This window comes from Paenibacillus sp. 05T425 (assembly GCF_056396205.1).
On the sequence record NZ_JBFTLA010000014.1, the window covers coordinates 76,458 to 99,509 of the forward strand.

17 protein-coding genes are annotated in these 23,052 nt (G+C 48.0%); 13 read left to right on the plus strand and 4 right to left on the minus strand.

Features of this window, described 5'->3' with window-relative positions; all coding sequences use genetic code 11:
- Positions 1 to 230 precede the first annotated feature (230 nt).
- The 7 genes from AC1DF0_RS26280 to AC1DF0_RS26310 all read left to right on the plus strand — a co-directional run bounded on the left by AC1DF0_RS26280 (position 231) and on the right by AC1DF0_RS26310 (position 9,606).
- Complete coding sequence (locus AC1DF0_RS26280) at positions 231 to 1,544, plus strand: ABC transporter substrate-binding protein (protein ID WP_477576205.1); 1,314 nt, start codon at positions 231 to 233, stop codon at positions 1,542 to 1,544.
- A gap of 204 nt (positions 1,545 to 1,748) precedes the next feature.
- A complete protein-coding gene (locus AC1DF0_RS26285) occupies positions 1,749 to 3,521 on the plus strand; it encodes a sensor histidine kinase (protein WP_477576207.1) in 1,773 nt (590 codons plus the stop codon).
- 3 nt (positions 3,522 to 3,524) lie between these two features.
- Positions 3,525 to 5,003 (plus strand): response regulator transcription factor, encoded by a 1,479-nt coding sequence (locus tag AC1DF0_RS26290; RefSeq protein WP_442053262.1) that lies wholly within the window; start codon positions 3,525 to 3,527, stop codon positions 5,001 to 5,003.
- Positions 5,000 to 6,307 (plus strand): ABC transporter substrate-binding protein, encoded by a 1,308-nt coding sequence (locus AC1DF0_RS26295; RefSeq protein WP_442053261.1) that lies wholly within the window; start codon positions 5,000 to 5,002, stop codon positions 6,305 to 6,307. The genes AC1DF0_RS26290 and AC1DF0_RS26295 overlap by 4 nt, the downstream gene beginning before the upstream one ends.
- A gap of 161 nt (positions 6,308 to 6,468) precedes the next feature.
- On the plus strand, positions 6,469 to 7,821 hold the full coding sequence (locus AC1DF0_RS26300; RefSeq protein WP_477576210.1) for an ABC transporter substrate-binding protein: 1,353 nt from the start codon (positions 6,469 to 6,471) through the stop codon (positions 7,819 to 7,821).
- A 70-nt stretch (positions 7,822 to 7,891) separates the two neighbouring features.
- Positions 7,892 to 8,773, plus strand: a complete 882-nt coding sequence (locus AC1DF0_RS26305; protein WP_477576212.1) for a carbohydrate ABC transporter permease — start codon at positions 7,892 to 7,894, stop codon at positions 8,771 to 8,773.
- On the plus strand, positions 8,770 to 9,606 hold the full coding sequence (locus AC1DF0_RS26310) for a carbohydrate ABC transporter permease (protein ID WP_442053258.1): 837 nt from the start codon (positions 8,770 to 8,772) through the stop codon (positions 9,604 to 9,606). Before AC1DF0_RS26305 ends, AC1DF0_RS26310 begins: the two co-directional genes overlap by 4 nt.
- Before the next feature lie 402 nt (positions 9,607 to 10,008).
- Here AC1DF0_RS26310 and AC1DF0_RS26315 read toward each other — a convergent pair whose 3' ends face one another.
- On the minus strand, positions 10,009 to 11,583 hold the full coding sequence (locus AC1DF0_RS26315) for an alpha-L-rhamnosidase-related protein (RefSeq protein ID WP_477576215.1): 1,575 nt from the start codon (positions 11,581 to 11,583) through the stop codon (positions 10,009 to 10,011).
- Between the two features lie 235 nt (positions 11,584 to 11,818).
- Here AC1DF0_RS26315 and AC1DF0_RS26320 point away from each other — a divergent pair, with 235 nt between their 5' ends.
- The 6 genes from AC1DF0_RS26320 to AC1DF0_RS26345 all read left to right on the plus strand — a co-directional run bounded on the left by AC1DF0_RS26320 (position 11,819) and on the right by AC1DF0_RS26345 (position 19,985).
- Positions 11,819 to 12,778, plus strand: coding sequence for an ABC transporter permease (locus tag AC1DF0_RS26320; RefSeq protein ID WP_477576217.1), 960 nt, complete (start codon positions 11,819 to 11,821; stop codon positions 12,776 to 12,778).
- Positions 12,779 to 12,794: 16 nt separating this feature from the next.
- A complete protein-coding gene (locus tag AC1DF0_RS26325; RefSeq protein WP_477576219.1) occupies positions 12,795 to 13,679 on the plus strand; it encodes a carbohydrate ABC transporter permease in 885 nt (294 codons plus the stop codon).
- A gap of 77 nt (positions 13,680 to 13,756) precedes the next feature.
- On the plus strand, positions 13,757 to 15,418 hold the full coding sequence (locus tag AC1DF0_RS26330; RefSeq protein ID WP_477576221.1) for an extracellular solute-binding protein: 1,662 nt from the start codon (positions 13,757 to 13,759) through the stop codon (positions 15,416 to 15,418).
- Positions 15,419 to 15,503: 85 nt separating this feature from the next.
- Positions 15,504 to 17,366 carry a sensor histidine kinase gene (locus tag AC1DF0_RS26335; protein ID WP_477576223.1) on the plus strand — a complete coding sequence of 621 codons (1,863 nt, stop codon included), beginning with the start codon at positions 15,504 to 15,506 and terminating at the stop codon, positions 17,364 to 17,366.
- 25 nt (positions 17,367 to 17,391) lie between these two features.
- On the plus strand, positions 17,392 to 18,963 hold the full coding sequence (locus tag AC1DF0_RS26340) for a response regulator transcription factor (protein ID WP_477576225.1): 1,572 nt from the start codon (positions 17,392 to 17,394) through the stop codon (positions 18,961 to 18,963).
- Positions 18,964 to 18,980: 17 nt separating this feature from the next.
- Positions 18,981 to 19,985 carry an AraC family transcriptional regulator gene (locus tag AC1DF0_RS26345; protein WP_477576227.1) on the plus strand — a complete coding sequence of 335 codons (1,005 nt, stop codon included), beginning with the start codon at positions 18,981 to 18,983 and terminating at the stop codon, positions 19,983 to 19,985.
- A gap of 217 nt (positions 19,986 to 20,202) precedes the next feature.
- Here the strand turns inward: AC1DF0_RS26345 and AC1DF0_RS26350 are convergent, their stop codons facing one another.
- Genes AC1DF0_RS26350 through AC1DF0_RS26360 form a run of 3 tightly spaced genes read right to left on the minus strand, consistent with a single transcriptional unit; the run spans position 20,203 to position 22,886 of the window.
- Positions 20,203 to 21,021 (minus strand): alkaline phosphatase family protein, encoded by an 819-nt coding sequence (locus AC1DF0_RS26350; RefSeq protein WP_477576230.1) that lies wholly within the window; start codon positions 21,019 to 21,021, stop codon positions 20,203 to 20,205.
- 26 nt (positions 21,022 to 21,047) lie between these two features.
- The gene (locus AC1DF0_RS26355; RefSeq protein ID WP_477576232.1) at positions 21,048 to 21,908 is read right to left on the minus strand and encodes an EamA family transporter; all 861 of its coding nucleotides are present in this window, start codon (positions 21,906 to 21,908) and stop codon (positions 21,048 to 21,050) included.
- Positions 21,909 to 21,932: 24 nt separating this feature from the next.
- A complete protein-coding gene (locus AC1DF0_RS26360; protein WP_477576234.1) occupies positions 21,933 to 22,886 on the minus strand; it encodes a metallophosphoesterase family protein in 954 nt (317 codons plus the stop codon).
- Positions 22,887 to 23,052: the final 166 nt, after the last annotated feature.

Consider the following 23,052-nt stretch of genomic DNA (forward strand, 5'->3'; position numbering starts at 1 on the left):
ACAGCGATAAAGCGTAAAGAAGATCATTCAGATTGGCGATAAAAACTTCCTCTTAAACGCGGTCGCTCATCCTCGATTTACTCCGATAGGAGTTTTTCTCAAAATATAAGAAAGTATAAAATTTAAGTTTATACTGGGCTTATATTTCATCCGCGAAACGTTTGCTTGCGCCGCCCAAAGACGGCGACAGCCGTTTACGCTTGCTTTTTTAATGAAACGGACGTGCAGCTATGAAAGCTACAAAAGGGTGTTCTGGCTATGGCAAATGGGTCATGCTGCTGTTACTTCCGGCATTCCTTGCCTCATGCGGGGTTCAGGGTACCCGCACACAAGAGCCTGAACCGGATGATATATCCATTTCCTACATAACCTCAGGCGGGAATGTCCAAACCACCTCTATTATAGAGGAATTGACGGCCAAGTATGCGACTGATCAACTTCATGTTGTATTTGAATACGAAGAGCTTGGCAGTACCGAGCTCCCTTCTAAATTGCAGTTGCTGGCCGCAAGCAACGATCTTCCGGTCATGTTCAGCTACCCCTCGGGCAAGCCGCTGCTTCAATTCATTGAAAGCGGAGCGGTGCTTGATCTGTCCGAGCTGTTTGACGAGCTGGGCATTCGGAATAAGCTGCTGCCATCGGCTGTCGAGCTGCTGACTGCGCTGGTGGATGGGAAAGGCTTATATGCGCTGCCTTTGGAAATGAATATAGAAGGATTTTGGTATAATAAAAAGCTTTTTGCCGAGCTGAATATTCCCGAGCCGACCACATGGTCGGATATGACGAAAGCGGCTGACCGCTTTGTAGAAGCGGGCATCCAGCCTTTCGCGCTTGCCGGGAAAGAGAAATGGCCGATCACGCGGCTGATCAATGCTTATCTCATTCGGAAGATAGGGCCCGATGCCATGCAGAGGGTCGACCAGGGACAATTGAAGCTCACTTCACCCGAATTCGTCGAGGCGGCCGAGGAAATTAAGGGCATGTCGTTCAAAGGTTACTTTGGGCTGGAAGCCAGCAAGGTTGACTTCAGGCAAGCGACGGACTTGTTTCTGAATGGAAAAGCCGCTATGTTCTATTCCGGCAGCTGGTCGCTTCGAGACTTCGATAATGAGGAACGGAATACGATCGGAGCGGACCAAATCGGATTTTTCAGCATCCCTTTGGTTCAGGGCGGCCAAGGAAAGCAGAGCGAATATCCGGTCAATGCGGGACTGACGGCTTCTTTCTCTAAGGAAGCGTATAACGAGCAAGTCGGACAATGGATCAAATTCGTGTTCGAGAACTATGGCGACTATGCAAGCGGCAAGGGCATGATTACGGGGTTCCGCGTAACGGAGGCAGGCGATGCTACGCCGCTTAACCGGATGATTCAGCAAAAGCTGGATTCGGTTACGAAAGGGGCGCTTTGGTTCGAAGCGTTGTTCACGACGAACGAACAACGGACCGCGTGGGATAACGCGCAATTGCTCATTGCGGGGCCCGAATATTCGGCCGTGCAATATATGAGCGATTTGCAAGCAATTATCGATGAGCAAAGCGAATAATTCGGGGGACAATCCGATAAATGCGGAGTTGACCTGATAAATGCGCCGAACCGCGGCGCGGGCTCCTCTGCTATACTGATGTTAAATACGGCTCTAGACAATAGGCCGGTTCATTCCCTGTACTGCCGGAAGAACTTCTCTCTCGCAGGCGGGGAATATTTTGTTTACGCAGGCATAACCAAATTTGTTTAAAGGAAGATCGTCGTGAAATCACGGATTCGCTTTGCCTTGCAGCTGTTTCGCCAGCCGAGGATTAGAAGAAGATTTTTTACCGCCATGATACTGGTGTCGCTCCCTCCGTTGTTCGTGCTCGGTTACTTCTCCTTCAACATCGCGAAGGAAACCTTGATCCAGAACCATATGGAAACGAACCGGGGGTATTTGAAGACGTCGAGCGAAGTGGCGGATTTGCTGCTGCGAAATATCATCAACATGAACCGGATCATTCTCTCCAACGACGAGCTCCGGAAGGAGTTGTTAATAAGCGGGGCCAGCAACGGCAACGATCAAGCCGTCATCGATGTCCGCACGGCAAATAAGCTGCAAAACATCGTCGTTTCCAATCTGTTCGATACGCAGTATATCGAGTCGATCTGCATCTTCGACCGCAATTATCGTTCGGTCTGCTATGGAAGGTCGGAGCAGGCMGGACGTTATGGCACGGACGATACGCGCAAGCAGATTCCATTAACGGAATGGTATGAGACGGCGCAAGCGGCGAAAGGGAAAGAGATTTTCTTCGGGTATAACGTGCTGGAGGACGCGGCGGGAAGCTCCTTCTCGAGCGTAAAAGTACTGCGCGACCCGAATGAATTGACGGGCGGTCAGATCGGTCTATTAGTCATCAACATTAAGAAGACGATCTTCGAGCAAACGCTGAACGAGAGCGGGAAAAGCGGCTTCCTCGTGCTGGATACGGCGACTAGTCAGCCGACCGTCGTCTACGATTACCGACCGGAGGAGACGGAGGGCATCGGGCTGTCAGGTAATTACGATGCCATGATGGATAGACTTAAGCAAGCTGGATACATCTTTAGCGTCTACAAAAACGCGACGAGCGGCTGGATGTTCATTCATTTCGTCGAGACGAAGTCGCTGCTTAGGCAGTCCGATCGGATCGGCGACATTACGATGCTGCTTGCCGCTTTCATGGCCGGCATTGCGCTGCTCGTGTCATATTTTGTATCGGGTACGATTACGAAACCGTTGCTGCAGCTCAAAAAAATGATTGTGGATTGGGCGAAGGGCAGTCAGCCGATCGACGGAAATGAAACGTTCGCAGCCGACGAGGTCGGCGTCATCAACCAGACCTTCAGGCGGTTAGCCATTGTTAACCAGCAATTGAGCGAAAGCTTATTGCAATCTCAGCTTAAAGAGAGAGAAGCAGAGCTTCGCTCGCTTCAAGCGCAGATCAAACCGCATTTTCTATACAATACGCTGGATTCCATTTATTTCATGGCACTGCTTGAGGAGAAGGCTGACATTGCGCAAATGGCGCTTTCGCTTTCCGAGAGCTTTAAGCTTAGCCTGAATAAGGGGCGGGAGCTTATACCGGTGTTCAAGGAAATTCAGCATATCCGTCATTATATGATTATTCAAAACATGCGCTACGACAATCGGTTTCACTATGAAGAAACGATCGAGGAAGAGATCAAGAGCTTCGAGATTATGAAGCTGCTGCTTCAGCCGCTTGTCGAAAACGCGATTTATCATGGCTTGGAGCCTAAAGTAGGCGAGGGCAGAATTCGGCTGACCGGACGGAAGGACGGCGAATTTCTCGTCTTCACGGTCGAGGATGACGGCGTCGGGATGGAAGACCTGACGAAGACAGAGCAAGGTTACGGTATGCTGAACGTAAAGGAGAGACTGAGTCTATTTTATGGCCCAACAAGCACCTTTACGATAGACAGCAAGGTCGGAGAGGGTACCAAAGTGCAGCTGCGCTTTCCATATAGGCAAATGACGGGGGAGGCATAAACGATGCTGAAGGCTGTTTTGTTCGATGACGAGTATATTGTACTGAAGGGCTTGATTAAACTGATCAATTGGGCGGAATGCGGAGTCGAGCTGGTCGCCACCGCTAAGGACGGCATATCGGCTCTGGAGACATTCAGAACCCATCGGCCGGATATTGTCATTACCGACATACGGATGCCTGGCATGGACGGGCTGGAGCTGATCGAAACGATCMGATCCGAAGCGCCGGAGACGATGTGTATCGTATTCAGCGGATACAATGAATTCGAGTACGTGAAGAAGGCGATCCATCTTGGTGTTATCGACTATCTGGAAAAGCCGATCACCTTGGAGAAAATCAAGGATGGCATTCGCAAGGCGGTCACGCGAATTCATGAGCATTCGGAAATGTCGGCGCTTAAGCAGGAAAGCAAACAACAGTTGCTTATGCAGAGCACACACGGTCTGATGCAAAGAGGCGATGAGGCGATCAAGGACTGGGCAGAGCATTTCGGTCCGGATGCGTCCGAGGTGAAAGGGATAACCGTGCTGGCGCTATCGGACGAGCATGTACAATTGGCTAGCGGATCCGGTTACAGGATCGTACGCATTCGTAACGGAGCCGAATTTCTCGCGGCTGTCTTTCACTTTGAGCAAGCATTTGCCGGTTGGACGGACATCATGGAGAGCATCGGAGATGCAACGGTCGGATCGGGCCATACGTACGAGACGCTTGGCCTCGCCCCGAACAGCTATAAGGAAGCGCTAAGGGCGCTGCGATACGGCAAGTACTTAGAGGGAAAGGGCTGGATTCGCTTCAGCGAGCTTGGCGTTTCCGAGTCTGTCGATCCGCATCTGTCCGAGATCGAAGAAGAAGTGCTATTCGATATGCGGATCGGCGACAAAGACGCTTTGATGGCAAAGCTAGACAACTATCTCGGCGAATTCCGCAAAATGAAGCCGGACCCCGAGGTTGCAGAAATCGAGCTGATGCGTATGTTGTTCCACGGACTCGAGGTAGCGAAGGAGACAGGCGAAAGCTTGACCGACCTGAAACCTCCGGGTCATTTGCCCGAGCGCAAGCTGCTGGGCATGCAGACTTTGGAGCAAATGACCTCTTGGCTGCGCGAGGAAATGGAACGAATCATGGATTGGATCATCGACATTCGTACGAGGTCAAAACATGCTTCCGTCGAGAAAGCCGTACGATATATGAACGATCATCTTGGACGAGATCTAACCCAGCAGGAAGTTGCCGATCATGTCGGGATGAATGTAACCTACTTCAGTCTTCTGTTCAAAGAGGAGATGGGCGTCTCCTACATTAAGCATCTGACGAAAGTCCGCATGGAGAAAGCGAAAAGGTTACTGGGCGAGGATTTGACGATTCAGGATATTAGCGAGCAGGTAGGCTATTATCATGCTCGGCATTTCTCCGAGGTGTTCAAGAAACATACGGGCATGACCCCGGGTCAATTCCGTACGAAGGGGAAAGGGATATGAGAAGCAAACGGCTGTTCATCGCTTCGCGGTTAGCTCTTGCGATCTTATCGCTCAGCGTGCTTCATGCGTGCGGTGGCGATAAGGACCCCGAGGTCGAACCCGGCGCGAGTCCGACGACGATCTTTTATTTAAGCTCCAACAAAGAGAACGAAGGAAGCGCGCGCATTATCGGCGAATTAGCGCAGGAATATGCAGCGGAGCATCCCGAGATACGCTATAAATTCGAGAACGTGGCAGAGAGCGATCTGAACCAGCGCGTGCAACTGCTCGCCGCCAGCAACGATCTTCCAACGATGTTCAGCTATCAATCGGGCAAGCCCTTGCAGGATCTCATCAACAGCGATGCTGCGCTTAACGTAGAGGAAGCGTTCACCGAGCTTGGCCTTATGTCTACTATGAATCCCGCTGCCGCAGAGTTGCTGAAATCGTACGCGGATGGCGGACTGTTCGCAATCCCGCTGGAGCTTAATATCGAAGGCTTCTGGTATAACAAAGCCATCTTCTCTGAATACGGGCTGAGCGAGCCGCAAACGTGGAAGGAAATGCTGGACATCGCCGCGGAATTGAAGGAGCATGACATTCAGCCTTTCTCTGTCGCGGGCAAGGATAAATGGCCGATAACAAGGCTTGTTAATGCTTACGCCATTCGCATGTACGGAGCAGACGTCATGGAGCGGGTCGATAGAGGCGAAATAGCGTTGACGAGTCCGGGCTTCGTGGAGGCGGCGCAAGTCGTTCAAAACATGGGGCTCAGCGGTTACTTTGGGCCGAGAGTCAACACCATTGATATGAGCACTTCCGTTGATATGTTCCTGCAGGGAAAGGCGGCCATGTTCTATATGGGAAGCTGGCAGCTGCGCGCGTTTAACGACGAGCTGCGGAATCAGATTGGCGCGGATAACATCGGTTTCTTCAGCATCCCGCTCGTAGAGGGCGGCAGCGGAACGTTGGACGAATATCCGGTCAATGCCGGGCTTACGACGTCGTTCTCCAAGTCGGCTTATACGCCGGAAGTCGGAGAATGGATCAAATACGTGTTCGAACGGTACGGGGATCGTGCGATGAACGAGCTCGGCATGGTGACTGGCTTTAATGTAAGCGACATGCCGGAGAACTTGCCCCCGCTGACCAAACAAATACAGCAAAAAATCGGCGAGGTTACGAAAGGGGCGCTTTGGTTCGAAGCCAGATTCGACACGAACGCGCAATTGATGGCATGGAACAACGCACAGCTGCTAGTCACTAACGATGATTACTCTCCGCTCGATTACATGACGGCATTACAGAACGAAATATCCAATTAGTTTCATAAATGGATGAAGGGACCCTGAAGGGTCCTTTTTTTGTATATCCATTCCGAAAAATACGGAGCGATAACAAAAAATGGCGCGCTTATAAACAACAGAAAAACATATTAAAATGACAAATGTAACAAGAAAACATTTCTGTACGGGGGGAATATCGGATGAAGTTTTGGAAGAAAAAAACGCTGGGCATTGCACTGGCGTCGATGATGGTTGTGGCTCTGAGTGCCTGCGGAAGCAGCAATTCGGCCAATAACGGAGACAATACCAATGCGCAGTCGACTAACACGCCGGGGGAAAGTACAAGCGAGAAACCGGTAACGCTGACGATGCTCGTATCGGGCGCCAAAGCGGCGGAAGGCGCGGATTTTGAACTGGAGACGCTTCCGAAGCTCGTCAAAGAAAAATTTCCTAACGTCACGCTAGAAGTGCAGAAGCTTCCGGACGAGCAGTATTACACGACGGTGAAAACGAAGCTGTCCGCAGGCGAAGGCCCCGACATTTTCCTCGTGTTTCCGAAGCTGGCTAACATGGGCGCAATAGAGGTGGCGAAAGCAGGTTATGCCGCCGATCTGTCCGGCCTTTCCTTCTGGGATAATGTCAGTCAGGCTGCTAAGAATGATATGAGCTATGAAGAGAAACCTTATGCCGTAGCTAAGGGCATGGACATTCTTGGAACGTATTACAACAAGGCGTTATTCGAAGAGGCCGGGATTACAGAATTGCCGAAGGATTGGCCGAGCTTCCTCGCTGCGGCTGATAAGCTGAAAGCGGCTGGCATCACGCCGATCGTAATGGGAGACAAGGATCCTTGGGTCATTCAGTTCGGCATGTATCAGTTGGCGGCTAACACGGTCTACCCTTCAGATGCGGAGTTCGACACGAAGCTCCAAACGGGTGAAACGGCACTGACCGACGAGAAGTGGGTCAACACGGTGAACCAATACAAGGAGCTGTACGACAAAGGATATGTGGCGACAGGCTCGCTTGGCATGGCTAGCTCGCAAGCCGTTCAGCAGTTCGTTGACGGTAAAGCGGCGATGATCTTCACGGGCACATGGGATTTGCCGGGCGTCACGGCAAGCGGAGCAGCTGAGTTCGAGCGCGGTTTCTTCTCGCTCCCAGGCAACGAAGCGGGTCAACCTGTCTACGCGTCGGCTTCGACAGCGGCAGGTTATGCTTTGAACGCGGCTTCCCCGAATCTGGAGGTTGGCAAGCAAATCTTCGAATACCTGTTCGACGGACAGTCGCCATTGTTCGAGGCATGGGTTGCTTCTAATCCTTCGATCAGCGTATTCAACGGAGTCGAGCTGACGAACGATATTTTCAAGGACGCGCTGACGGATATTCAGACTACGGGCAACGCTTTCTATTTCTCTAACCAAATGTGGCCGGCAGGCGTGAGCGATGTGATGCAGTCCAAGTTCTCCGAAATTATCGGCGGCAAGAAAACGACTGCGGAAGATGTTACGAAAGCGATGCAGGACAAGTACAAAGAGCTGTTCAAAGGCTAATGCAGACAGTCAGCGGCGAGGGGCTTCCCGCCCCTCGCCGCGATTTTGACCGGGAAAGGAAAGAATCAACATGAATAGTGCCGTAATGAAAAAAACGATGTATTTCTTTGTTTTGCCGGCTCTCCTCTTTTACTGTGTTTTTTGGATATTTCCGATTACTCGGCTGTTCCAGTACAGCCTGACGGATTTTAACGGTTACGTTCAGCAGTTCGATTACGTCGGCTTCTCCAATTTCAAGACGCTCTTCAAGGAAGAGATCCTTGCTGAATCCATCAAGAACACGCTTCTATACACCGTCCTTACAGTCGTTTTGGGCAATTTAATTGCTTTATTAATCGCTCTTTTACTAAATGCGAACATAAGAGCCAAAGGGTTTTACCGTTCGGCTTTTTACATTCCTACGTTGTTCAGCGCGATCGTAGTAGGATTTATATGGAGCTACGTCTATATGCCGGAAGAGGGGCTGATCGCCGCCTTGCTTGATCGTATTGGCATTACGGGCTTAGATACCAATTTTCTTGGCAGTTATACGAAAGCTTTGTACGCCATCATCACTGTCGACATATGGAAAAACCTAGGCGTAAGCACGATCATTTTTTTGGCCGGTCTTCAGTCTTTGCCGCATGATTTGCTGGAGGCGGGAAGAATCGACGGGGCGGGCAGATGGAAGTTGTTCCGTTTCATTACGCTTCCGCTGCTGGCTACTTCCGTTACGATCAATATTACGCTAAGTGTCATTAACGGCTTGAAGGCGTTCGATTATCCGTTTGTCATGACAAACGGTGGGCCTGGCACATCGACGAATACGCTGATCTACGCGATGTATAAGATGGCATTCACGGATCAATTGTTCGGCAAAGCCTCTGCGCTCGGCATTATTTCTTTCGCCATCATCATTCTCATTACAATGGTTTGCGTATTTACCCTGAACAGACGGGAGGTATCGGCATGAGAAGCGGTTCCCCTATTGGAAAGCTGCTAACGCATATAGCGATTCTGGTGCTCGTCTTTATTAACTTGATTCCGCTCCTGATCGTTCTCTCGAGTTCTTTGCGATCGCCGCGCAACATGACGAATCCGCTGAACTGGTTTAACGAGTTTACATTCGACAGCTTTCAATCGGCGTTCACACGCATGCATTTCCCGACAGCGCTATGGAACAGCGTCGTCCTTACTTCGGTTTCGGTATTCTTTGTCGTCGTGCTTGCAGCGATGGCGGCCTACCCGATTGCTAGAATTAGAAGCCGATTCAGCAAGTTTCTATATGTCTTCTTCTTATCCGGTCTCGTCATACCCGGGCAGATGGTATTGATTCCGATCATTCAGATGATCAAAGGCCTTGGCATTCCAATGAATCAATATACGCCTATCTTGTTGTTTATTACATGCAGCCTTCCATTCTCCACCTTCCTGTATACCGGCTTCATCCGCAGCGGCGTGCCGGAGGAAATCGAGGAGGCGGCCCACATCGATGGAGCGGGGTTGTTCAGACGCTTTTGGCAAATTGTATTTCCGCTTATCATGCCGGTAACGGTATCCGTCATCATTACGCAGGGCGTCTGGATCTGGAACGATTACTTCTTTAACATGGTCTTTATTACAAAATCGCTTGATGCGCCGCTCCCCGTCGCTATGCTCGGTTTCCTAGGCGACCAACAGAATCCGGCCCAGTGGAACGTTCTATTCGCCGCATGTATTCTATGCGCATTGCCGTTGCTGCTCGCCTTCCTGGCTTTGCAAAAATATTTTGTCGGCGGCTTAACAATGGGTTCGGTGAAAGGGTGAATCGCCCTACGCGTGCCGTATCTCCTTACTTCGGAGGTGCGGTTTTTTTGACGTTTAGGAAAGTATATGATTTTGCTCATAAGATATGGATCCTAGTGTGGACCGTAAAGACCTTAATTGTGCTTTTCTCCCCTGATTCCCATCTTTACGGACTCAGCGGACTCTATCAGAGACATTCAGCGCGAGTTTGTTTAAAAAGGGAACCTATGAGGTCACCTCAGTCCGCAACGATGCAATAGGGTTGGAATATGATCTAATCGTGTCGCTAGGGTCCCTAACGGACGACGATCTGAGATGGAGCGGCATCAAAGGACGGCGATAGCCGGTTACGCGTTGTGATAGAAGAAGGGGCCGGTTCCTCTGCCCATAATGACGGACTAGAGAAATCGACCCCATTTTATATTACAAATTATATTTCCGTATTAGATAAGTCGGTGTGCAGCTCCAGGCGTGGCAATAGCTGTTGATCATAGGATTGCCATAAGGCGAGAACGATTTGTTGCTCGGATCGTACAGCTCCCAGAACGTATCGGCGCCGTCCTTGATCATTTCTCCCCAATAAGCTTTCATTTGGGCAATGGCCTGCGAGGTTTCGCCTACGATAATAAGGGCTTCTACTAAGTGGTGGTACAGATAAGGTGTCGTTACGCCGACAACGGGCTTCGCTTCCAACAAACGATTAAGCAGCTCTTTATTTATCTGAGGCTCCCACACTTCCGCATGAACCATCCAGATTTGGCTTGCCCATGACACTTGACGGTCCGCGCCGCTTACGAAGAAGCCGGCAGCTTCATCCCATAAATGCTCTTTAGCCGCTTCCACGGTCAGATCAAGCTGTTGCTGCAGCATTCCGAGGCTATCGCAGCTTACGATTTCGGCTATGCGAATGGCTCTTCTGATCGCGTAGATCAGCACGCCTTGCGTCGGCGTCTGCTTATTCAAGTCCTGATTCCAATCAATGAAGGAATACCAAGAACTCGAATCGCGGATGAGATGTCTTTCGTCCAAGTACCCCAAGGCAATCTCAATCTGCTTGAGAGCTAACGGCCAAAGCTCCGTCAACGTATCCAAATCTTGCGACTCCAGATAATAGTCGTACAGCGTCGTGACGAAGAAGATCGAATAGTCGAGAAGATACGTATCATCGGCAATCAGATCCGCGAATGTGAACACATTGGCCGTAATCTGACCTTTGTCATTAGGAACGCCGGCAAACAAATATAGATTCCGTTTGACTAGATCGTAATTTTTGAAGGTTTCATAGTTGGCCAATGCTTGAAGCCGCAGATCTCCCAGCCATAGACGGCGGTCGCGCTTAGGACCGTCCTCGAAGACGAGCTGCATGCAGTCCTGCAAGGTTTTGATGCTGACCTCATCGATCTTCTTAATGAGCTCGTCCGTATGCTCCAGAGGCGCGACCTTGCTGACATCCGCGGAAGTAACGGTTCGGCATACGATCTCGTCGAAGGAGACGCTGTATTTTTGGGAAGCGGCGAGCACTTCGAACTTCACGTAACGGAAGCTGTACCGACGAGGAAGGGAAAGAACGCCTGGCAGAACATCGATGTGGAATACTTCTTCTTGCAGCCAAGAGCTGCTGATCCAGCCCTCGTACGAGCTGAATGGCTCTGCCATCTCGATCGGCATCTCGCCGAACGTAATCTTGAGATGAAGAGGCGCATCCGGCGGGCTTCCGACGGGTTTGATATGAATATGGTCCAGGTAGCCGACAAGATGCGTTCCGAAATCGAGTATAAATGAGTCGCCTTTTCCAAAGCTTTTATCGGCAAGCGCTTCAGCCGGCTCCAGGACGTTCGCTCTCCAGCCATGGACTGCGGATTCGTCGGATACGACATCAATAAGATGAACCGGATGGACCTCGGTACAGATAAGCTCAGGCTTCAGCTGCTCGGCTTTGGCGATGAAAGCTTCGTTTCGAATAATGGTATGATCCTTAACGACTTGGATGTTGGCCACGTATATTTCCCCTTTCAGAAATGAGTATCACTATACTTATTTAAATCGTTTCCGCCGCCTACATCAATGATGGCAGTACAGGAATAACTGTTCGTTTTACAGGTCATAAGAAAGCGCATCTAAAATTCTGCAACTATGCCTGCAATTTGACGCCTTATGTTACGGATAGCGATGAAATACAATGAAGTCATTCGATTAACGCGTCTAGAGAATCAACATAATGGAGGTGCAGCAGGTGGATTCAAATGCAAGTCTTCCCGTACAAAGCTCTCTTCCTGCGAAGAAGAGAAACAAGTTTCTAAGAAAACTTGTTAATCAACGTTATTTGCAAGTCATGGCCCTGCTGGGAGTAGCCTGGATGGTCGTATTCAATTACATTCCGATCTACGGAATTATAATTGCCTTCAAAGAATTTAATATCGTCAGGCCCATTTCGGATGCGCCGTGGGTCGGCTTGGATCATTTCAAGGCATTCATGGAAGACGACAATTTGCGGTACGTCATAAAGAACACGCTCGGTATGAGCTTCCTGAAGCTTGTCATTGGCTTTCCGCTTCCTATCATGTTCGCTTTGCTTCTCAATGAGATTCGCTCCATACGCTTCAAGCGATCCATTCAAACGATTTCCTATTTGCCGCATTTTTTATCATGGGTTATTTTAGGCGGCATCATGACGACTTGGCTGGCCGATGTCGGAATTATTAACGATGTGCTTATGGGGCTTCAAATCATTAAAGAGCCTATCGTATTTTTGGCCGAGCCTAAATATTTCTGGGGCCTTTCGCTCATTTCGGACATATGGAAGGAGCTAGGCTGGTCGGCGATTATTTACTTGGCGGCCATTGCGGGAATTTCTCCCGAGCTGTATGAAGCGGCAACGATAGACGGAGCCGGAAGATTTCAGAAAATGTACTATTTAACTTTGCCGTCCATTAAAGGAACGATCTCGATTTTGTTTGTTTTGGCCGTCAGCGGTATTTTGAATTCGAACTTTGACCAGATCATGGTGTTGAAAAACCAGCTTAACGAATCTGCCAGCAATGTCATTGATGTCTATGTGTATCAAGTCGGACTTCAGCAAGCGCGTTATTCCTATTCGACGGCAGTTGGATTGATTAAGTCGATCATTGCGCTGATCCTGCTGCTGTCTGCCAATTTTGTATCCAAACGGTTGAATCATTCATCCTTATTCTAGAGCAGGAGAGTGCAGTATGTTTTCTTTAAAGCGAAAAACCTATGGGGAACAAACCTTTGATTTTATTAATAGTTTACTGATGCTCCTCGTTTGTTTTGCGACGCTCTATCCCATCTGGTACGTGTTGGTCAATTCTTTCAATGAAGGTACCGATGCGATGCGAGGAGGCATTTATTGGTGGCCGCGGATATTCAGCTTTGGAAATTATGAAGCGGTATTCGATAACTCGGGCATTATGACGGCCATGTTCGTGACGGTAGCCAAAACGCTTATCGGAACCGTTACGCATGTATTATTTACCGCGATGGTTGCTTATGCCTTATCCAAAAAAGACTTGATCGGTGGTCGCATTTATCTTGTAATCGGCACCATTACTTTGTTTTTCAGCGGAGGTCTAATTCCTTCCTTTCTGCTCATTAGGGATTTGGGGCTTTTCGATACTTTCGGGGTTTATATTATTCCTGCTTTGTTCAGCTTCTTTAACTTAATCATATTCATGACCTTTTTCCGGGAAATTCCGGATTCATTGGAGGAAGCGGCTAGAATAGACGGGGCTCATGATTTCACCATTTTCATCCGGGTAGTGCTGCCTGTATCGATGCCGGTGCTCGCCACCATCGCATTGTTCCAAGGCGTATCCCAATGGAATGATTATTTTGCCGGCATGATTTATATTAACAACCCTGATTTGCAGCCTATTCAGACTTACTTATACCGAATTATTGCCCAATCGAGCTCGAATCAGATGGCGGCGGATGCGGGCATCGTCAATAAAACCGTTACCTCGCAATCGATCAAGCTCGCGACGATGGTCATTACGACGATGCCGATCGTAGTGGTGTATCCTTTCCTGCAAAAGTATTTCGTGCAAGGCATGATGATTGGTTCAGTGAAAGGCTAGCGGTTACAAGCGGTTACATGTCTTGCCAAGCGGCAAGATTGTGATATATAAAATACAATTGATAAGGGGACCGTAAGATGAGAAATGCTCGTAAAAAATGGTATGCCGCATTTGCTTTGCTGCTCTGCTTCACCATCGTTGCCTGTTCCTCCAACAACGGTAATAACGTCAATAACAATCAGGCGGCTAACGAGGCTTCCGAGACACCGAAGTCTGATCCGAACTCACCTGGTTGGAAGAACAACATCGATCCAATAACCTTCGACTGGTACATCAACTTCTCCTGGTTCGGCGCCAAATGGGGCGAGGACCTGACTAGCCAATACATTACGAAGAAAACGGGAGTCAGCGTCAACTTCATCGTTCCTCCAGGCAATGAAAACGAGAAGCTGAGTACGATGATCGCCTCCGGCGACTTGCCCGACTTCATTACGATCGACGTATCCAACGATGCGGTCAAGAAAATGATCGAAGGGGAGTTAGTGCTCCCGATTAACGAACTGGCAGATCAATATGATTCTTACTTCTATAAAGTGGCGGACCCGGCTAAGCTGGCGTGGTTGAAGCAGAACGACGGTAAAGTATACGGCTATCCTAATGCATCATCATCATCCGAGGATTTCAAAAAATACGGGGAGAACTTCACGTCTGCTCAAACCTTCCTCGTAAAGAAAGACATGTATGAAGCGATCGGAAGCCCTGATATGAGAACGCCGGAAGGGTTCTTGAATGCGCTGAAGGCAGCGAAGGAGAAGTTCCCGGAAGTAAATGGACAGCCTCTTATTCCGCTCGGGCTTCAAGAATTCACGGATTCAGGCAATAACGCATTGGGCGATCATCTGATGAATTTCCTTGCGTTGCCGAGAGAGAAGGACGGCAAAATCTATGATCGCACGACGGATCCGGATTATGTAGCATGGCTCAAAACGTTCAGACAAGCAAATGAGTTAGGATTGATGGCCAAAGATATTTATATCGATAAGCGCCCGCAAATGGAGGAGAAAATCGCGCAAGGACGTTACTTCTCGATGATGTATCAACGGACCGACATGTCGGCGCAAAATGCAACCCTTTACCAGCAAGACCCTAACAGCGTATATATTGCCGTAGACGGACCAGCTAACGCTAATCTGGATCAGCCTACGCTTTCAGGGCCTGGTATCGGCGGTTGGACATTAACTTTAATTTCCAAGAAGGTTAAAGACAAAGAAAGAGCCATTCAATTCCTGACTTACTTGATCAGCGAGGAAGGTCAAAAAGATGCTTCCTTGGGCGAAAAAGGAGTTACGTACGATACGATCGAAGGCAAAGATCAATTAAAGCCCGAAGTCGTAGAGCTGATGAATAAAGACGGTGCCGCTTCAGGAAAAAAATACGGCGTCAGCTATCAATATTGGATGCTGATGGATACGAACATGAGAATGCAGTGGGATCCTCCGGCAGTCGAGCCTGGGAAACAGGTTGAGGATTGGACAAAAGGGAAAACGGTAAGCTTCAGTCTGTACGATAACATTAATCCGACGGGAACCTCCGAAGAAGGTATTATCTCTAATAAAATAAATCAACAGTGGGGTAAAACATTGCCTAAGCTGCTGTTTGCAAAAACAGATAGCGAGTTCGACAAAATCTTTAACGAGTATTTGGATTTCCGCAAGGATGCCGGCTATGAAAAGGTTGAAGCCTATCAAAATACGCAATTCGAGTTGAATAAGAATAAGATGGAAGAGCTTGGTCAGTAATGATCTTGGAAGCGCCGGAAACCGCCAGGTTTCCGGCTGCTTCATGTTATAATTTGCATGGACGAAGAATGGAGGAGATTATGGTATGAGGCGGGTGCATGACATCGTAGATAAGCTGAAACATTCGTTTGACAGCTTGTCTATACAGATAAAGCTGATTGGAGCCTATATTCTCATCATCCTCGTTCCGGTCATTATTCTTTCGAATTATTTGTTTAGCGAGTTCTATGGAAATACGATTAAAGACATCATCAAAGAAAACACGTTCGTAATGGAGAGAGAGTTGCTAGACATAACGAATAAATTGGATCTGATGGAAAGAACGGCGCAACTAACGGTTTCCGACGACCAATTAATCGAATACGCGAGTACGGACAAAGAATTGCCCGTTTCGGAATTGATGGCATTCGAGTCTACCTCCTATTCCTATCTTCAACGAGTTCTATATAACAATCCTATTCTGGCCAATATCCACTTCTTTGTACGGAACCAGTACGTAAGTGAAATCTGGCCAATTATCTATAAAGAGTCGAGGGTTGCTGAGCGGCCTTGGTACAAAGTGGCGATGGATGAAGAAGAAACGGTCGTATGGGAAATACTGATGGACGAAAAAGATGTCTTGGATCGTAATCCTGTGGAGAGCAAGCAATCCAGCTCCTACGTATCGTTTATACGAAAAATTCATTATCCTACCTCGCGTTATTTGGGAATTATTAAAGTGGATATGAGAATCGAAGATTTTTTCAACAGAGCTTATAGCAATACGCAAGATCGACAATCAAGATTTTTTATATTGGACGGACAGAACCGGTTGTATACGAACATGACGTCATCGTTATTCGGCTTCGAGCAGGACGATCTGCGTATTGCTGAATGGAGAAGCAATCAAGAAGCGGGGCATTCTTCCTTCCTATTTTCGGACGAGGGTTCAGATTATTTATGCGTAATCGGTCATATCGACAAACTGAATGTGGATCTGGTCAACGTGATCTCTCTGAAAACCACTTATTCAAAAATTGATCATACGAGAAATACGGTCATTTTGGTCGTTGTTGCATTACTCGTTTTACTTGCGATTACTACGTTTTTCATGCAGTCTATCGTTTTGAAAAAGCTTCATATTTTGCGTGATTCGATGAAAAAAGTAAGAAAAGGCGACTTTAACGTCGATGTTCAGGTCGTCAGCGGCGATGAAGTCGGAGAGCTCGCTCATCATTTCAGGCAAATGCTGAAGAAAATCAATGAACTGATTGTAGAAGCAGTTAGTAAGGGAGCTGCCACGAAGGAAGCAGAGCTGCAATCGCTGCGTAACCAAATCGATGCCCATTTTCTATACAACACGCTGGAGAACTTGAAGATGCTTGCGGAGATCGAGGAGCAGTATACGATATCGGATGCGTTGACCTCTCTTGGCAGCATCATGCGCTATAACCTGAAGTGGACCGATGACCGCGTTCAGCTGCGACATGAAATTCAGCATATCCAGCACTATATCGCGATTATGAATATCCGTTACGACCACAAACTAYGGCTTGAGATTGAGATACCGGACCGTTATATGGATCACGAATTATTGAAAATGTCCCTGCAGCCCATCGTTGAAAACGCGTTAAAACATGGCATGAATTCCGACCTCCTCAAACAAGGAGAGCTGCGTCTGCACATACGTGCGTTTGTTCTCGAGGAGTCGTTCTACGTGGAGGTGACCGATAACGGCAGCGGAATGTCAGAAGATAAGCTTCGCTCCCTTCATGAGAAGCTCGTCTTAGACGATGCCGTGTTTAAGTCGAGATTCAGCGAAGATCCCATGTTGAAACAGGGAAGCAATGGAATCGGTCTCCGGAACGTGAATCAGCGCATTCAAATGTATTACGGTTACGATAACGGATTGCGAATCGAGAGCGAGCAGGGAAGCTATACGAAAGTGATCATCAAGATGCCTTTATGAAGAATAGGGGAGGGAACTTTAAGTCATGAGAAAGCTGCTTATCGTTGATGATGAAAAAAATATTCGTCTAGGCTTGAAGGCGATGATCCAGAGAGAGTATAAGGACGTTTACGAAATTTATTTGGCATCCGACGGCCTTGAGGCGCTTGAATGGATTCGAACGACTGACATCGATATGATGCTAACCGATATCAGCATGCCGGAGATGGACGGGATTCAGTTAATAAAGCAGCTTCAGGATGATCCGAGAAAACCCGTGATCGTCATTGTGAGCGGATACGACGATTTTTCGTATGCCAAGGCAGCCATCCACTATAATGTGAAGGAATATTTATTGAAGCCAGTCGTTCGCGAAGAGCTAAACATGGCTATTAAACGATTGGAAGATGATTTGCTGCGCAGAGAAGGGGTGACGGAGGCTCTGTCTGCTTCTATGCAGCAACGAGAAGCATACCTTGAAAGCCAGCTTCTTTTTTACAGTACAGAGCCGGCCTTCGACGCTGAAGAAGTCAGGGGAAAGCTGTCGCCGCTCGGACTCGATTGGCTCGATAACGGTTTCCGTGTTGTTATCGTTAAGTATGCAGGAGATTTAAAGGCTTTGGGGGCTCATGTGTTTCAAGCTCAAATGGACGGGCTGTTGGGTAAAGCGAAGCCCGACTTTGACTTTCGCTTTGCTCGTTTCATCGACCGGAGCGGACGCGCCGTTATCCTCACTGAGGGAGTGCATCCCTGCGAGAGGCTTATTCTTTCCATTTCTTTGACGGCCGAATTCGATTATATGCTTGCGATGAGCGGACCCCATTCCAAGATAGAGAGCATTCAAGCCGCGTACGAAGAGGCGTCTCATTCCATGAAATATAGCCTGCTTCGTTCAACCCCCGGCATGGTGCTGTTCGAAGACATTCAACATAAACAACGCCGCATTGAAGTTCCCGTCGATAAAATAAAAATGATCGCGAATATGCTTGGCGCGGGGCGGGAAAAGGAATTGTCCAAGCTCCTTCACGAGGTGCTCGATATGAATGTGATCGATGAGTATGATATTGTTTATCTGGAAGGCGTTAGCCGACAGCTGAACGAATTGGTGTTCGATCACGTCTTCCATCTCTATGGCAAAGAGTCCGTGGAGATATTGAAACGGTACAAAGCGGTGGGGGATCTATATAACTTTGTTTATTTCCAAGATTACGTCCGCGAAGTGGAAGGACTGCTTATGCTGGTCAACGATTATATAAAAACGCTTAAATCTGCGAAAATCGATCATAAGGAAATGAAAGAAGCGCTGCAATATATCCATGACAACTATTATAAAAACATCAATATGACGATTATATCGAATATGGTTTCTTTCAATTACTATTATTTCAGCCAAGCATTCCGAGAGTATACGGGCGAAAACTTCGTCAACTACCTCAAGAAATACCGAATCGGCAAAGCGAAGCAGCTGCTGGAAACGACGAACGACAAAATATACGAAATCGCTGCCCAAGTCGGCTTCGAGAATACTAAAAATTTCAATCGCGTATTTAAGGAAATAGAAGGCGTTAGCCCTTTGGAATATCGAAACCAGAAGAAGATATTGATGGATGGAAAGTAAGGATATGAGGTGAGAGCATGGATCATTTGCAATTGGATCACTACTTGAGGCAGCTCGATCCCATCGAGCAAATACAGTCGATTACCCGTGCCAACGTCAATGACTTCGATGGAAATGAGTTGAAGCCGGAAAACGGAGGTTCCGTCTTCCGCATGCAAGAGGATTATTTTTTTGACCAAGGATCGATTTTTATTAGCAAGCATCATCGCTTTGCTCCAATGCCCTTGCATAATCATACGTTTATCGAATTAAATTACATGTACTCCGGAGAATGCACGCAGGAGATTAACGGGAAGATGGCTCATATCAAACAGGGGCAAGTTTGCATGCTTGATAAGGATGTCCTTCATCGTATCTATCCCCTTGGCGAAAACGATATCCTTATCAATATTATTTTGAAAAGGGATTCGCTTTTGTCTGGCATGCTAAGCCGGTTGAATCGTACCGGAATTGTATCCAGTTTTCTATCCAATGCGTTGTCCGAGGATCAGAGTCATGATCGATTTGTATTGTTCCACTCGGAAAATCAGCGCCATCTGCATAATCTCATCCAGAATATGATGTGCGAATATTTTGATACCGATGAATTGTCCATGGACATGGTAGGTTACTATATCCCTTTGATTTTTACCGAACTGATGCGAGTATACCGAACGGATAAAAATTTCGAGCTTCAGCTCACGAACGGCAAAACTAGCATTATAGATATCCTGCGCTATATCGAACAGAACTATCGGGATTGCACATTAACGGGTTTAGCCGATGCCTTCGGATTTAATGCGAATTACTTAGGGAATATGTTGAAGGAACGGACGGGGCATACCTTCCTTTCTTTGGTACAAACCCAGCGCATGCTGCAGGCCGTCCATTTGTTAAAGCATTCGCGGAAAAGCATAGACGAGATTGCTTACGAAATCGGTTATGAAACGCCTGGTTTTTTTTATCGGAAATTMAAGGCGTATTATGGACAAACCCCAAGGAGCTATCGTAGCTCTATGGAAATCACTAAATTCAAAGAATGAAGCCATTGCCCTGCTTTTTCGAAAACGCATACATTAAAATGGAACAGCTCAACCGCGGGCGGCAGCGATATTACCGCAACGGGCAGCGGCTATTCCCGGGAGAAGGAATCGCACCGAGCAGAGAGCTCGCAGCTTTACTCTACAATGCAGGTTACAGAGGGTACTTGTCGCCGACTTTGTCTTGTAGACGAAGCCAGGGTTTCTTTGTTTGGCATGATTACAAGCTGTGGAACAATCCAACCGGCAGTTTGCCCTCCCAAGAAGCAGAGGCTTCCAATCCGAGCGCATGCGCCACAACTGCGGCCGTGTCGGAGATATCGACATGCTCAAGCTTGGTTCCAGGTGCGATGCCAGGGCCCGTGCAGCCCCAGAAGATGGTTTTATCCATAGGATGATCACTTCCGTGATCAAAAGCATTCTCGCCACCGCCGCCGTGATCGGTGACAGCGATAATAAGGCTATCCTTTAACAGATCAGCCTCCTCAAGTGCTTCTAGTATGACGCCCGTGTGCTGGTCAGTTTCTTCGATAACACGATGCTGCCCAGGCGTGTTGTACCCATGCTTATGACCTGCAGCGTCGGGCAAATCCAATTGTACATATAGCAGCTTGAAATCAGGGTTTTCTTTGATGTAAGCAGCAATGGCTGGTACAAGCTCGCCATCAGGCATCGATACTTTATGTACCCCGATCGATGGTTCAATAATTCCGGAATTAATGGGCTGCCAAGCACTATAAGCAGCTAGTTTGGCATAAGGGAAAGCTTCTCTAGCAATACGAAAAATGGATGGATAGGGCGAGTTGACAGGGTATTGTTCCTTATTGGCCTTCGTATTAGTGAGTCCATGTTTCTCTGGTGAAACCCCATGAAGCAGTGTTCCCCAACACTCGGCGCTGATGGTAGGCGATGCGGTTTGCGCTTCGAGCGTGGAAGCCCCTGTGGCAAACAAACGGTCTAAATTCGGTGTATGTGCCCCGCGGACAAAATCGCCAGCGCCATCCCACCCAATGATAATGACACGGTTACAAGTAGTCATTGATGTACCTGCCTTTTAAAGTTGTTTTAGCCCCAAAAACTAATCGTGAGAATACCTATTAAAATGAGAACCGAACACCATATGCGTAAAGTGCCTTGCTTCTCCTTGAGGACGACAATGCCTAGAATCGTGGCAAATACGGTGCCAATTTCACGCACAGGGGAGATATGGGCAACAGGTGCGTACTTTATAGCGAATAGGAATAATAAATAAGATCCTGGATTGAGAATCGCTCCGAGTAAAATGATCCTGCTGTTCAATTTCCATTCCATGCGCAGTTGTTTAGAGGCGATAACGGTAGGTGTCAATCCTGCGACGAACCCGATATTGGTTACCTCAAGCAAAGAAATCGCTGAGATATGGTCAAGATTGAGCTTATCGACGAAGACGTAACATGTCGTGCACAAACCAACACTAAGCGCCATAAGGAAAGGCTTAACGGACTGGGTGGAAGCTGCTCTTGATTTTGTGGTGGTGAAAAGGCCGCTGAGCGATACGAAACCAATCACCATACAAAGCAGCCCCATCCATCCGTATATCGATAAGGATTCACGAAGGAACAAGACACCAATAATAGGAATGAACAAGGTGCTGGTGCCTCTCATAATCGGATAGATTTGCGACAGATCCCCCATATTGTAGGTACGTGCTAATAAGAGCGCATAAATGGCCTGCAAGCAGGCGGATAACAATAGGAGGCCGTAGGACGATAAGGATAAGGGATGAAGCCATAATTCTCTTATTAAGTAAGGAAGAAGGACAATGGTTGTTACCATAAGTATGGACCATAAGAAGACGCTTTTGTTATGACTGCGTTTCGTGAATAAACTCCAAACGGCATGCGCCAAGCCGGAAGCGATGACTAGCAGCGTTGCGACGATAATCAAACAATGACCTCCAAGCTTCCTGGATTAAGTACCGGGTTGGTGTTCAGGTTGCCGGGTAATGACGGTACCGTCAGCAAGTCGCAGCCATGTCTCGAAGCTGCGCTCGCCTTCTCGGAGTCGTATCATTCTCGCGCCTCGCCCGAAGCCCTCTTTGCCATACGTGTTATAGCCGCTGGCTCTGCCGTAACATAGGCGAATCCCGTGCAGCTCACCCCAATAATCGTTGATATGATCATGACCTACGAAGGTTCCTACGATATCGTCCATTTCTAGCATGGCTGCAAAAAGGCCGGAGTTCACGCGGCTGCTGCAGACGCTAGCCTCATAAAAATTCCCGTAACAGGTCTTGCTGTCCCACACCTCTTGATATTCGGGTAAAGGGATATGGAAGAAAGCGAGAGCAGGCAAAGGCCGTTCAGCAAAAGGTTCTCGAATCTGCAGGGATTCTTTCTTGTACCATTCGATTTGATCGCTGCGAATCCAATCATACCCATCAATATGGGGAACGGGTGAATAAGCGCCTGAATCAAAGAAGTAAAGGTTGAATCTGCTTTGCCCGGCAGCATCTTGAATAGACAAACGGTAATTCCCTTCTCCGTTAACCTCTTTCGGACCCCGCTGGGCAACCGTATGCGGATACTCCAGCACCGCATGGATGAGGTCTTCTCTTGAAATGATCGATTCCGTGTCATGATTGCCGAACACGATCGCCCATGGAATCCCGCGAATTTCCACGGATTGGACAGCTTCTCGAAATGCTCCTATTGGATCCTCGCAAGGGGGATCACCTGGAGCTACATCACCGGTATAGATGACATCACCTGTAAAAACAACAAGATCCGGCTGTTCAGCGTCGAGGATATCATCCATGAGACGGCGAGTCATCTGATCCAGAACACCGTTATCTTTCCAATGTAAATCAGTGAATTGCGCAATCGTAAAGGTGTGATCCTCACGAAAGACGAGTGAATGTGGCACGATAAGCCCTCCATTTTTGTATATAACGTTGTTATCATGTGGTTTTATGTTGACTTCATGTTGTTTATTGACAATTGTAGCGCCGCTAGATCAGACTGTCAACCAGCAATTCTTATGACTCACGCTGAATAATTGACATCCTGTACCCCTAACCCTACAATGATAA